General features: G+C 70.6%; 12 protein-coding genes and 2 pseudogenes. 7 read left to right on the top strand and 7 right to left on the bottom strand.

Going from position 1 to position 11,652, the window contains the following annotated elements:
• Window positions 1-248, top strand: a pseudogene (locus A5701_RS13695) (NADP-dependent oxidoreductase); the annotation flags it as partial.
• Between the two features lie 160 nt (window positions 249-408).
• Entirely contained in the window at window positions 409-1,236 is an 828-nt protein-coding gene (locus tag A5701_RS13690) for a family 16 glycosylhydrolase (RefSeq protein WP_067754140.1), read from the top strand.
• Here the strand turns inward: A5701_RS13690 and A5701_RS13685 are convergent, their stop codons facing one another.
• Together A5701_RS13685 and A5701_RS13680 are read right to left on the bottom strand one after the other, a co-directional pair.
• A complete protein-coding gene (locus A5701_RS13685) occupies window positions 1,237-2,754 on the bottom strand; it encodes a glycosyltransferase family 39 protein (protein ID WP_067754136.1) in 1,518 nt (505 codons plus the stop codon).
• Between the two features lie 56 nt (window positions 2,755-2,810).
• Window positions 2,811-3,038: a hypothetical protein gene (locus A5701_RS13680; protein WP_067269225.1), complete on the bottom strand. Its 228-nt coding sequence runs from the start codon at window positions 3,036-3,038 to the stop codon at window positions 2,811-2,813.
• 109 nt (window positions 3,039-3,147) lie between these two features.
• Here A5701_RS13680 and A5701_RS13675 point away from each other — a divergent pair, with 109 nt between their 5' ends.
• The 3 genes from A5701_RS13675 (at window position 3,148) to A5701_RS13665 (ending at window position 4,869) form a co-directional block, all read left to right on the top strand.
• A complete protein-coding gene (locus A5701_RS13675; RefSeq protein ID WP_067754133.1) occupies window positions 3,148-3,456 on the top strand; it encodes a hypothetical protein in 309 nt (102 codons plus the stop codon).
• Between the two features lie 80 nt (window positions 3,457-3,536).
• The gene (locus A5701_RS13670; protein ID WP_067754130.1) at window positions 3,537-4,187 is read left to right on the top strand and encodes a GAP family protein; all 651 of its coding nucleotides are present in this window, start codon (window positions 3,537-3,539) and stop codon (window positions 4,185-4,187) included.
• A gap of 10 nt (window positions 4,188-4,197) precedes the next feature.
• Complete coding sequence (locus A5701_RS13665) at window positions 4,198-4,869, top strand: GAP family protein (protein ID WP_067754147.1); 672 nt, start codon at window positions 4,198-4,200, stop codon at window positions 4,867-4,869.
• Here the strand turns inward: A5701_RS13665 and A5701_RS13660 are convergent.
• Window positions 4,845-5,630 carry a hypothetical protein gene (locus A5701_RS13660; RefSeq protein WP_067754150.1) on the bottom strand — a complete coding sequence of 262 codons (786 nt, stop codon included), beginning with the start codon at window positions 5,628-5,630 and terminating at the stop codon, window positions 4,845-4,847. The two genes, A5701_RS13665 and A5701_RS13660, sit on opposite strands and share 25 nt — an antisense overlap.
• A 28-nt stretch (window positions 5,631-5,658) precedes the next feature.
• Between A5701_RS13660 and A5701_RS13655 the strand changes: the two genes are divergently transcribed.
• Window positions 5,659-7,149 (top strand): bifunctional phosphatase PAP2/diacylglycerol kinase family protein, encoded by a 1,491-nt coding sequence (locus A5701_RS13655; RefSeq protein WP_067754127.1) that lies wholly within the window; start codon window positions 5,659-5,661, stop codon window positions 7,147-7,149.
• Here A5701_RS13655 and A5701_RS13650 read toward each other — a convergent pair.
• From A5701_RS13650 to A5701_RS13635, 4 genes and pseudogenes are all read right to left on the bottom strand, one after another.
• Window positions 7,149-8,535: pseudogene (locus A5701_RS13650) on the bottom strand (FGGY family carbohydrate kinase); the annotation flags it as partial. The gene A5701_RS13655 and the pseudogene A5701_RS13650 sit on opposite strands and share 1 nt — an antisense overlap.
• Window positions 8,532-9,932: a mannitol dehydrogenase family protein gene (locus tag A5701_RS13645; RefSeq protein WP_067754124.1), complete on the bottom strand. Its 1,401-nt coding sequence runs from the start codon at window positions 9,930-9,932 to the stop codon at window positions 8,532-8,534. The gene A5701_RS13645 and the pseudogene A5701_RS13650, both read right to left, overlap by 4 nt.
• Window positions 9,933-9,952: 20 nt before the next feature.
• Window positions 9,953-10,237, bottom strand: coding sequence for a DUF732 domain-containing protein (locus tag A5701_RS13640; RefSeq protein ID WP_197498986.1), 285 nt, complete (start codon window positions 10,235-10,237; stop codon window positions 9,953-9,955).
• 179 nt (window positions 10,238-10,416) lie between these two features.
• Window positions 10,417-10,761 (bottom strand): DUF732 domain-containing protein, encoded by a 345-nt coding sequence (locus A5701_RS13635; protein WP_067754122.1) that lies wholly within the window; start codon window positions 10,759-10,761, stop codon window positions 10,417-10,419.
• Window positions 10,762-11,064: 303 nt separating this feature from the next.
• On the opposite strand from A5701_RS13635, the gene A5701_RS13630 reads away from it, so the two are divergent.
• On the top strand, window positions 11,065-11,610 hold the full coding sequence (locus A5701_RS13630) for a hypothetical protein (RefSeq protein ID WP_067754119.1): 546 nt from the start codon (window positions 11,065-11,067) through the stop codon (window positions 11,608-11,610).
• The last annotated feature ends 42 nt before the right edge of the window (window positions 11,611-11,652 follow it).

Here is an 11,652-nt window from a genome sequence, read left to right as displayed (position 1 = left end):
GTCCGGCCAACTACGTCAACCTGCTGTCCAAGACCGCGTTGATGCAGGGATTCAACGCCCTCGACCAGTGGGGACGCTTCGACGAGGCGTTCGCGGCGCTGCGGCGGTGGGAGGCTGAGGGCCGGCTCAAGCACAGGGAGACCATCTTCGACGGCATCGAGTCGTGCGTCGACGCGCTCAACGGACTGTTCACCGGGGTCAACATCGGCAAGACGCTGGTCAAGCTGAGCGAACCGTCCTCCCGCTGACCTGACCCGCGGTGTCTTCAGCACGCGAAAAGTCGCCGCCACGGCCCGGGTGTGGCATGCGTGGCACCCCGGCGCGTGGTTTCATAACACCGTTTGCAAAAGTTGCCTAGGGGTGGCGGGCTTGGGTCGAAACACGGCTTTCACGATTGGTGGGTTGTAGATGGATCGTCGCAGCATGATGTTGATCTCGGGGCTCGGCATGCTGGGGGCTGCGATGCGGTTGCCGGGCGCCTGGGCCGCCCCCTCCGCGCCGCAGGCACCACCCTCGGCCGGCGGCGGGCCCTACATCTTCGCCGACGAGTTCGACGGCCCCGCGGGCTCCCCGCCCGACCCCGGCAAGTGGACGATCCAGACCTGGCAGGACGACGTGTTCCCGCCCGTGGAGGGCATCTACCGCAACGACCGCCAGAACGTGTTCGTCGACGGGCACTCCAATCTCGTCCTGTGCGCCACCCACGACCTGCTGAGCAACACCTATTACAGCGGCAAGCTGCGCGGCAACTTCCGCAGCATGATCAACCAGACCTGGGAGGCGCGGATCAAGCTGGACTGCCTGTACCCGGGCCTGTGGCCGTCGTTCTGGGGCGTCAACGAGGACCCGCTGCCCGACGGCGAGGTGGACATCTTCGAGTGGTACGGCAACGGCAACTGGGCGCCGGGCACCACCGTCCACGCGGCGTCCAATGGCAAGACGTGGGAAGGCAAGTCGATCCCCGGCCTGGTCGACAGCAACTGGCACACCTGGCGAATGCACTGGGGCGAGGAGGGATTCGAATTCGCGCGGGACGGCGCCGAATACTTCAAGGTCCCCAACAAGCCCATCCACGTCGCCGGTGGCGCCCCCGACGATTTCCGGTGGCCGTTCAACATTCCCGGCTACTGGATGACGCCGATGTTCACGCTCGCCGTGGGCGGTGTCGGCGCCGGCGATCCGGCGGCGGGCACCTTCCCGGCGTCGATGCTGGTCGACTACATCCGCATCTGGTGACTAGCGCTGCGCTTTGAACACCTGAACCAGGTTGAATTGCCAGCGCTCGACGAGCCGGAAGCCCAGGTCGTGCGGGACCGCGAAGGCGGGGGTCGCCCCGTAGACCGGTCCGGGCGGGATCGCCGGACCGGCCTCGTGCGCCGGCTGTGACGGGTCGGCCTGGGTGATGATCCACACGATCCCGCACTGGCTCAACGGCCTCGCGACGACCTCGGGAATCAGGTTGGTGTCGAAGACGTCGTTGCGGTCGGTCGCCCGCTGCCACAGCGTGAGGTCGACCAGCTTGCGGTAGGCATCCGGGCGGGCCGCCAGCAACGGGCGCATCGGGGCAGGCATGAACGTCACCGTGTCGTTCACCAGCAGGCAATCGCCCGGTGCCGCCCGGGCGCTGATCAGATCGGCCACCTGGCTGTAGTCCATCCCGTACTTGGCATACGGATTACGCTGCGCCCGAACGTAATTGGGGGCAGCGGCGATGGCGAACAGGGCGACGAGGGCCGCCGTCAACCACGGCCGGACGCTCACCGCGGCGGTGCAGACGCCCAGGATCAGCGCCATGCCCGGCGCCGTGAACGAAAGGTAGCGCGGGGTGTAGATCGGGTGCACCAGCGCCGAGTAGGCCACGATCGCCGCGGTCGGCAGCGCGAGCCAGGCCGCCGCGAGGGCCAGCAGCTGCCCGTCGGACCGCGCCAACGGCGCGGACCTGCTGAGCCACAACACGATAGCCGCCGCGATCACCAGCGCCGACAGCACGGCGAACGGGGGGCTGCGTTCGAAATACTGTTGCACCACGACGTCTTCGAGCGTCCGGCGGCCGATCGGCGCGATCCAGCTGATTTGATGCGCCTGCCCCGCGACCGTCACCAAGAAGGGCGCCATGGCGCCGACCCCGAACGCCGCCGTGACGGCGAACCGCAGTAAAACCCCTCGCCCGCAACGGGATGCGACCAGCAGGACGACGTGCGCCGCGATCATCAGCGCGAGGTACACCTCCAGCGCGATCGACGCGGCCAGCGCTAGGCCGTAGGCCGCCCAGAGCCAACCGGTGTCGCGGCGCGCGGCGAGCACCAGCAGCACCGTCAGCCACACGGCGGCCATCATCGACAGCGCGTAGGGGCGGGCTTCGATGCCCGCCCACGTCGTGCGGGGCAGGACCGCGCAGAAGACGCCGGACGCCACCGCGACGGTGCGCGACGAAAACTGCCTGCCCAGCACCACAATTCCGGCGGCCGCGCCCCCGACGGCCAGGCCGCTCGGGGCGCGCGAGGAGAACTCGGTGGGCGGGAAGACCTGAAACCAGGCGTGCATCAGCAGGTAGTACAGGCCGTGCACGGCGTCGACGTTGCCGAGCATCCGCCACAGCTGGGCAAGCGAACGACTGTATGCGGCCGAGATGGTGGCGGCCTCGTCGTACCAGAACGACGGGCGGCCCGCGCCGCCCAGGCTCACCGCGACGGCGAGCAGCCCGACGAGCAGCGGGTCCAGCGCGGCCGACGGGCGGCGAAGCGGGTTCCGCACGCCGCTATGGTGCCAGAGCCCGATCGGGTTCCCGCCGCTGGTCGCCTACGCCCGCGTCAGTTGAGCAGCCACACGTGCCAGAAGCCGTCGGAGCCCTGGCGGCAGTCCCAATGGGTGTACAGGTGGTCGTTGTGCGTGATCTCGACGTTCGGGGCGTCCGCCTCGCAACCGGCCAGGCTCGAATAGTTGCCCTCGACCTCCACCTGGTCGGCACCGGCCACGCCCACCCCGGTGGTGAGCAACCCGGCCAAGGCCAATAGGCCAGCGGCACAAGCCATCTTCATCTGGGACCTCCCCTTGTTAGCTGAGCCGACTATATCCACCGGCCCGGCCGCGGGCTCGGAAACGGGAAACTCGGCGAACCGACCTCCCATTCGAACGTATGATCGATCGATGGGGCAGTTCGCGTCCATCGGGTACAACGGCCAGCCGGTCCGCAGCCCGTTCCGGGTGGTGCGGCCACCGCTCGCGGTCCTGGTGGACCTGACGGTGCTGTTCCCGCGCGAGCCGCACCGCTCCGGCCGGTACCAGCCCAACGGGCTGCAACTGCACAAGGTCGTCGAGGGACTGCTCAGCTGCTGGGGCCTCTGCGAGCAGGGCGACTGGTGGGGCCTGGTCACCTACCCGGTCGCCTACGGCTCGCAGCGCAAGACCGTCACGCACTGGGTGCCCGCCTGGACGCTGCGCCGAAAGCCGTTCTGAGGGCGGCGCTTACGCCGGACCCATGCGGGCGCGGCACCCCAATGCGATGATTGCTGCCCGTGGACGCAAGTTGGGGTTCGGTGCTGACCAAACTCGTCGCGCTGGCGGCGGTCATCGCGCTCTCGCCGATCACGGTGGTTCCGGCGGTCCTGGTTCTGCACGCGCCGCGGCCGCGGCCGGCCAGCCTCGCCTTCCTCACCGGGTGGGTGCTGGGCCTGGCGGCCCTCACCGCCGCGTTTGTCAGCGGTTCGGAGTTGCTCGGGGGCCTGCACAAGGCGCCGCCAACCTGGGCGTCGTGGGTGCGGGTGGTGCTGGGGTCCGCGCTGATCGCACTGGGCGGCTACCAATGGCTGACCCGGCATCGGCACGGCAGCATGCCGCGCTGGATGCGCTCGTTCTCCACACTCAGCCCAGCGCGTGCCGGCGTGACCGCGGCGGTGCTGGTGGTGCTGCGGCCCGAGGTGCTGATCATGTGCGCGGCGGCCGGCCTGGCCGTCGGCAGCAGCGGCCTCGACGCGGCCGGGAAGCTGGTGGCCGCCGCGGTGTTCGTCGTCATCGCCGCGTCAACCGTCGCCATCCCGATATTGGCGTATGCCGGCGCCGGCGACCGCCTCGACGATCCGCTGGAGCGCCTCAAAGTCTGGATGGAGGAGAACCACGCGACGCTGCTCGCGATAATCCTGGTCCTGATCGGTTTGATGGTGCTCTACAACGGGATTCACGCCCTGTAGATTGCTGCCCATGGCAGGTAGCTGGGGCACCGTGCTCACCGGGCTCGTTCCGCTTGGACTGGTCATCTCCCTCTCGCCGCTCACGGTCATCCCGGCGGTGCTGGTGCTGCAGGCGCCGCGGCCGCGGCCGACCGGCCTGGCGTTCCTGGCCGGCTGGGCGCTGACCCTTGCCGCGCTCACGGCGCTCGCCGTCACGGCCTCCCACCTGCTCGGCGGTCTCGACAAGTCGCCGCCGCGATGGTCGTCGTGGTTGCGCGTGGTGCTGGGTTCGGGGCTGATCGTGTACGGCATCTACAAATGGCTGAACCGGCACGGCGACACCGAGTCGCCGAAATGGATGCGCTCGTTCGCCACCATCACCCCCGCCCGGGCCGGGATCATGGGGGCGGTCCTGGCGGTGGTGCGGCCGGATGTGCTGCTCATCTGCGTCCCGGCCGGACTGGGCATCGGCACCGCCGGGCTCGGCCTCGCCGGTGACTGGTTGGCCGCCGCGTTCTTCGTCGCGATCGCCGCGTCCAGCGTCGCCATCCCGATATTGGCCTACGCGGCGGCCGGCAGCCGCCTCGACGACACGCTGGCGAGTCTCAAAGACTGGATGGACCGCAACAACGCCGCCCTGCTGGCGGCGGTCCTGGTCCTGATCGGTGCCATGGTGCTCTACCACGGGATCGACGCTCTATAGCCGCCGTCGGCCAGTCCCGCGTCCTCCTCGAGCCTGTTGATCGCGCCGAAGGCGTATTCGCGGACCAACTCTCGGCCGTAATCCCGCAGCATGCCCGCGTAGCCCTTCTCCGCCCATTGCCGGCAGTGCCGCTCCTCGTGGTGCAGCACGCGATCCAGGTCGAGGCGGGTCTGCACGGGCGTCCCGTCGGCGCGGACGTACCAGGCATGCCCGGACTCGACGATCCGGCGAAGCCATCCCGCGGGGTCGGTGACCGCGCCCACGTTGACCATGAAGATGTCACCCCAGGTGGTGCCGCCGCGCCGGCAGAATTGGCGCTGGATCCAGTTGCCGCCCAGGCCCATCAGGATGCCGTTCGGCGTCGCGACGAGCTGCCCGCCGTTGCGATCCACGAACCTGACGTCGCGGGTGTAGCTCCAGCCGTTCGCGTTCTGCCGCCGCATGATTCGTGTGATTTCTGCCGCGCCATACGGCGTCGGGGGGAAGTCGGTGCGGTGCGCCCCCTTCCTGCCGTAGCCGGTGCCCGCGTTCAGGACGTAGGTGCACAGCGTCGCCGCGCGGGCGTCGCCGCCGCCGATGCCGCGGGGCAGGAGGAAGAAGGACTTGCCGTCCGGGTCCCGAATCTCCGCCGTCTTCCCGAGCACCCGAAAGGTGTCCGGGGTGATGGCGTGTCGCCGGGCGATCTCCGCGACGACGTCCGGGGCCACGCCCCGCCGCGCGGCGTTGTCCCGCCATGCCTGGAAGTAGCCCGGTGCGTCCATGTCCGCCAACCAATTTAGGGTGTAGCGAATGAACAGGCGGCCCTGGCAACGCGCGCGCGGCATCAAACAAATCACCCAGGGGCTGGGCACCCTCGACCGGGAGCTCTTCGAGGCGATCGCCGAGACGGACACGCCGCTGCTGGACACGGTCATGCCGCCGCTGACCCGGGCCGCCGACAACTCCAAGCTGTGGTTCGCCATCGCCGCGGCGCTGACGGCGACCGGAAGTAAGAGCGCCCAGCGGGGCGCGGCGCGCGGCGTGGTGTCGCTCGCGGTCAGCAGCCTGGTCACCAACCAGGTCGCCAAACGCATCCGCCGCCGCCCGCGCCCCGGCTACGAGCTGGTGCCGCTGGTCAGGCAGGTCCGCCGGCGCCCGACGTCGAACTCCTTCCCGTCGGGGCACTCGGCGAGCGCCGCCGCGTTCGCCGTGGGGGTCGGTCTGGAGAACCCGATGCTCGGTTTCGGGCTGGCGCTGCTCGCCGGGCTGGTCGGGCTCTCGCGGGTGGTGACCGGCGCGCACTACCCGGGCGACGTCGTCGCCGGGTTCGGCATCGGGGCGGGCGTGGCGGTGCTGGGCGGCCGGCTCGTCCCGCCGATCGTCGAAACCGCACTGCCCAAGGCCGAACCGCTTCGCGTCCCGGCGCCCGAACGCCCCGACGGCGCCGGGGTGGTGCTCGTCATCAACCCCGAATCGGGCAGCGGCACCGGGTCCCGTGTCGTGGACGAGGTGCGCGACGCGCTGCCGAGGGCGGACATCCGCGAACTCGGCCCCGACGACGACCCGCAGCAGGTCCTGCGCGAGGCCGCCGAGCGCGCCGAGGTGCTCGCCGTCGGCGGCGGCGACGGCACGGTGGCGGCCGCGGCAGGAGTGGCTATCGAGACCGGGCTGCCGCTGGCCGTGTTCCCCGCCGGCACGTTCAACCACTTCGCGAAGGACATCGGCTGCGACACCGTGGCCAAGACCGTCGACGCGATCCGCTGGGGCAGCGTGGCGTGCGTGGACCTGGTGTGCCTCAACGAAAGTCAGATGGTCCTCAACACGGCGAGCATCGGCGCCTACCCGACCTTCGTGCAGCAGCGCGAGAAGCTGGAGAAGCGGATCGGCAAGCCGCTGGCCGGTCTCTACGCGATGTTGCACACCCTGCGCCGTGACGAGCCGGTCCGGATCTCCTACGACAACAAGACGCTGCTGACGTCGCTGTTCTTCCTCGGCAACTCGCTGTACCTGCCGACCGGGTTCGCCCCGTCGCGGCGGACCCGGATGGACGACGGCCTGATCGACGTCCGGATGCTCGAGGCGGGACGTCGGTGGTGGCGGACCAGGATCCTGACCGCGCTCGCGCTGGGGCGGCTGGAGCGCAGCCCGCTGTATCACGAGCTGCAGGTGCCGGAGTTCGCGTTCACCGCCGTCGACGGCCCGACGGTCATCGCGTGCGACGGCGAGGTGGGCGACGAATACGAGAAGGCCAGCTTCTCCGCGAAATACCGGGTGCTGCCGGTGTTCCGCCCCTGCGACTAGGCCCCCTCGGTCAGGTTCCGCACCCGCGCGTAGCGCTCGTGCACCTCCGGCGTGGGGTCGGCGGTGTACTCCTCGGTTCCGGGTCGGGCCCACGCGGGCGGTCGCGCCGATCCGCTCAGCGCCCAGGCCGCCTGCCGCGCCGCCCCCAGCGCGACGTACTGCCCCGGCGCGGGCACCGAGACGGGTACGCCGAACACCGCGGGGGCGATGACGCGCAGGGCCCGCGACCCCGCGCCGCCACCGATCAGCAGGATGCGCCGCGCGACCACGCCGTGCGCGGCCAGGTGGGCGAGTCCGTCGGCGAGCCCGCACAGCAGCCCTTCCACCGCGGCCCGGGCCAGGTTGGCCGGCGCGGCGTTCGCGACACGCAGGCCGTGCAGCGCGCCGGAGGCGTTGGGGCGGTTGGGCGTTCGCTCACCCTCCAGGTAGGGCACCAGGACCAGCCCGGCGCTGCCCGGCGGCGCGGACAGCGCGAGCTCCGACAGGCCGTCGTGGTCGACCCCCAGCATGGCGGCGGCCGCGTCCAGCACCCGGGCGGCGTTGAGCGTGCACACCAGCGGGAGGTAGCGGCCGGTGCCGTCGGCGAACCCGGCGACAAAGCCCGCGTCGTCGCGGACCGGGCCGGCGGTCACCGCGGCCACCACGCCCGATGTCCCGACCGACACGATGACGTCGCCCTCGTCGGCGTCGAGGCCGAGCGCCGCGGCGGCGTTGTCGCCGAGACCCGCGCCGAATGTGGTTGTGCCGCTGCAGGTTGCGTTCGACGGGCCCAGCACGGCGGGCAGGCGCGGGCGGCGGCCCCGCATGGCCAGCTCGAGCAGGTCGACGCGGTAGGAGCCGCCCGCCGCGTCGTAATAGCCCGTCCCGCTGGCGTCGCTGCGGTCGGTGGTCAGCGCCGCGATGTCGGTGTCCCCGCGCAACCGCCAGCTCAGCCAGTCGTGCGGCAGGCAGACGGCCGCCGTGCGGTCGGCGTGCCCCGGCTCGTGGTCGGCGAGCCAGCGCAGCTTGGCCACCGTGATCGCGGCCAGCGGCACCACGCCGACGGCCCGGGCCCACGCCCCCGCGCCGCCGAGCTCGTCGGTGAGCGCGCGCCGCGTCGGCCGAACGCACGTCGTTCCACAGCAGCGCCGGCCGCACCACCTCGCCCCTCGCGTCGAGACACACCATGCCGTGCTGCTGCGCCCCGACCCCGATCGCCTCCACGCCGTCCAGGCCGCCCGCGGACGCAATCGCCGCGCGGGCGGCGGATTCCCATGCGGCGGGGTCGATCTCGGTCCCGCCCGGATGGTCGGCCCGCCCCTCGCGGACCACCTCACCCGTCGCGGCGTCGCAGATCAGCACCTTGCAGGACTGCGTCGAGGAGTCGACGCCGGCGACCAGCGTCATTCGCGGGCCTCGACGAGTGCCCGGAGCGTGGCCCGCGCGCCGCTGCGGTGCAGGGAGTCCAGCGTCCACAGGTAGGGCTCGACGAAGCGGGGCTGGTCGACGAGGTCGCCGAACACCGCCCGGTTGGCGAGGAACGCGGTCGGGTCGTCGCGCTGGGAACGGGCTATGGGGACGAGCGTGCCGGCGAGCCGGTCCACCACCTCGATCGGCCGACCGTCTTCGTCGACGCCCTCGGCGTAGCGCGCCCAGCTGGCCACGATCGCAGCGGACACCCCGACCGGCCCGCCGCGTCGCAGGTTGTCGGCGACCACGGGCAGCAGCCACTTGGTGATGCGTTCCGACGAGTCGGCGCACAGCCTGGCGACCGTGTCGCGCACGTGGGCGTTGCCGAAGCGGGGGAGGAGCCCGTCCTTGAAGTCGGCCAGTCCGGGGACGGGGGTGAGGGTCGGCATCGCCTCGTATTCCCAATAGCGGTGCAGGAATTCGGCGATCAGCGGGTCACGGGCGGCCTCGTGCACCAGCCGGTACCCGGCCAGGTACCCGAAGTAGCACAGGCCCTGGTGGCCCGCGTTGAGTAGCCGCAGCTTCCTCTCCTCATACGGCGCCACGTCGTCGACCAGCTGGACTCCCGCCTTGTCCAGCGGCGGCCGGCCGTCGGCGAAGTCGTCCTGGAGCACCCACATGGCGAATGGCTCGGCGACCACCGGCCAGGCGTCGCGCACGCCGAATTCGGTGTGCAGCCGCTCGATCGCGGCCGGCGTGGTGGCCGGGGTGATCCGGTCGACCATCGAGTTGGGGAACTTGGTGTGCTCGCGCATCCACCGTGCGAGTGCGGGACTGTGCCGCTCGGCGTACGACGTGAACACGTCCCGCGCCACGCTCCCGTTCTCGACGATGTTGTCGCACGACACGATCGTGGGGGAGGGCAGGTCGCGTTCGCGGCGCCGGTTCAGCGCCTCGGCCACCAGCGGGTAGACGTCGCTCAGCGGCGGGTGGTAGCCGCCTTCGGTGATGGTGAGTGAGACGATCCGGGTGGTCGGGGCGGCGAGCAGCTCGATGACCGCATCGGGATCGTCTGGGGCGTAACGGAAGTCGACGATGGAGCCGATGACGCGGGGCTCCCGGGTGCCGTCCGGGTGTTCGAGGATCAACGTGTACAGGTGGTTCTGGGCGCGCAGCGCGTCGCGCATGCGCCGGTCATCGGGCAGCACGCCCACACCGCAGATTCCCCAGTTTTGGGCGAGCCCGTCGCCCAGCAGCCTGTCGATGTACATGGCCTGATGGGCGCGGTGGAAGCCGCCGACGCCGAAATGCACGATGCCGACTCTGATTTGGCTGCGGTCGTAGGCCGGGACGGGGATGCCGAGCGCGCCCAGGTTGCGCGCGCTCAGCTCCATTCCCGCAACTTAGCTCACCGCTAAGCGTTGGGGCAGAGATCGCGCAAGGCGAAGATCACGACGTCCGCGGCCTGCCGGCCGTTGATTCCGCCGGTGCCCTGGTCGGCGTCCGAGCGCTGGATCGCCAGGCCCTCGAGCTGTTGCGGGGAGGCGCCCCAGGAGAGCTGCTGGCACAGGTCCGCTCCCATCTGCAGCAGCGCGTCGTCGCCGCCATTGACGGCGTGGATGCCGGCGTTGTGCAGGTCGTTGATGAAGGCAACCGCGTCGGCCCGGGCCGGGCTGGCCCAGACGATGCCCGCGGCCATAAGTGGGGCGCCTGCGAACGCTGCGCCCATGAACCGGCCATAGGGCCGCTGTGCTGCCATCGAAATGTTCTCCTTCGTCCCGTGCCCGAATCGCGGATGATGCACTTTTACACGAAAGCGCCGCCAAACACGCTGGGGAAGATAAATCCCGATGATGAATTGTGGGCAAAGACCGATGGCTATGCGTCCGGGCAGAGATCGCGGACGGCGTCGATGACCACGTCGTCGGCCTGTTGGGGGGTGATCCCGCCGGCGCCCTGCCGGCTGTCGGAGCGCTGCAACGCCAGACCCTCGAGCTGCGACGGCGGGGCGCCCCACGACAGTTGCTGGCAGACGCTCAGGCCCATCTGCACCAGCGCCGCGTCACCGCCGCTGACCGCATGGATCCCGTTTTTGTGCAGGTCGCTGACGAACGTGGTCGCGTCCGCGTGCGCCGGGCCTGCCAACGCGACACCGGCCACCAGGATGGGGCCACTCACTAGCGCTGTCTTGATGAATCGGCCGTAGGCCCGCTGTCCCGGCATGGCGATCCTCCCTTTGATCGTTCACCGTTCGTTTACCTCTATAGAACCTTTAAGACATGTTGGGTCGCCGAAAATTCCCTGGGAATGAGCTGCGGAAAAATTCGGATCGGCCAGACCGCAACGTTGCTGCGACGAGGTCTTTGCCCTGCGCGGCCGCGTACCCGGCTCGTGACGCCCTTGTGACGTCACCATTTGGATACGGCGCGGTGCGCCGCCTCGGGCGTTTCGTGGTGACTACCGACAATTGGCTCGTTATCTGCTGCATCAGATATGTGAGCGCGAATTAAAGGAGAGTCGGCGCTGATGGCGATCGTCGATCGGTTCAACATGAAAGTAGTTGCCAGCCTTGGGTTGTGCGGAGCCGCACTTGCGTTGAGCCCGGATGCGGCAGCCGCTCCCCTGAAGACGGGCGGCTACGCCTGCGTTCAGGGGCAGGCGGGCGAGGTCGGGGGCCCCGTCGCGGGCGCGCCGCTGGCCGGGCCCGGCGCCGCGGGCGGAGCGGCCGCCGGTGGCGCGCCGACCGCCCAGGTCTGCGCGGCCAGCGCGCCGCTCACCGACATGGCCGGTGTGCCATTGGCCGTGCCCGGGCCGTTGCCGGTCGGCGCTCCCGTGCCCTTGCCCTTGGGCGCGCCGCTGCCGCTGCCGTTGGGCGCGCCGCTGCCCATCGCGCCGGTGGTGCCCGCCGGCGCTCCGCTGGTTGCCCTCGGTGGGCCCCTGGCGGCCGGTGCGCCCCTCGAAGGTGCCCCGCTCGTCGACATGTCGGGGGTCAAGGATGCCCCGACCGGCCCCGCGCCGGCCGGAGGGCCCCAGCCCGGTCAGCCGGTTGCTCCCGGCCCTGGCGCACACTGAGTTCCACTTCACGACGGGAACGGACCCGCTGGTCGAAACCAG

Origin of the sequence: Mycobacterium sp. E3305, assembly GCF_001666785.1 — a bacterium.
Lineage (GTDB): Bacteria > Actinomycetota > Actinomycetes > Mycobacteriales > Mycobacteriaceae > Mycobacterium.
Note: the sequence above shows the minus strand (reverse complement) of the source record. Positions and strands in the feature narration are given on the sequence as shown.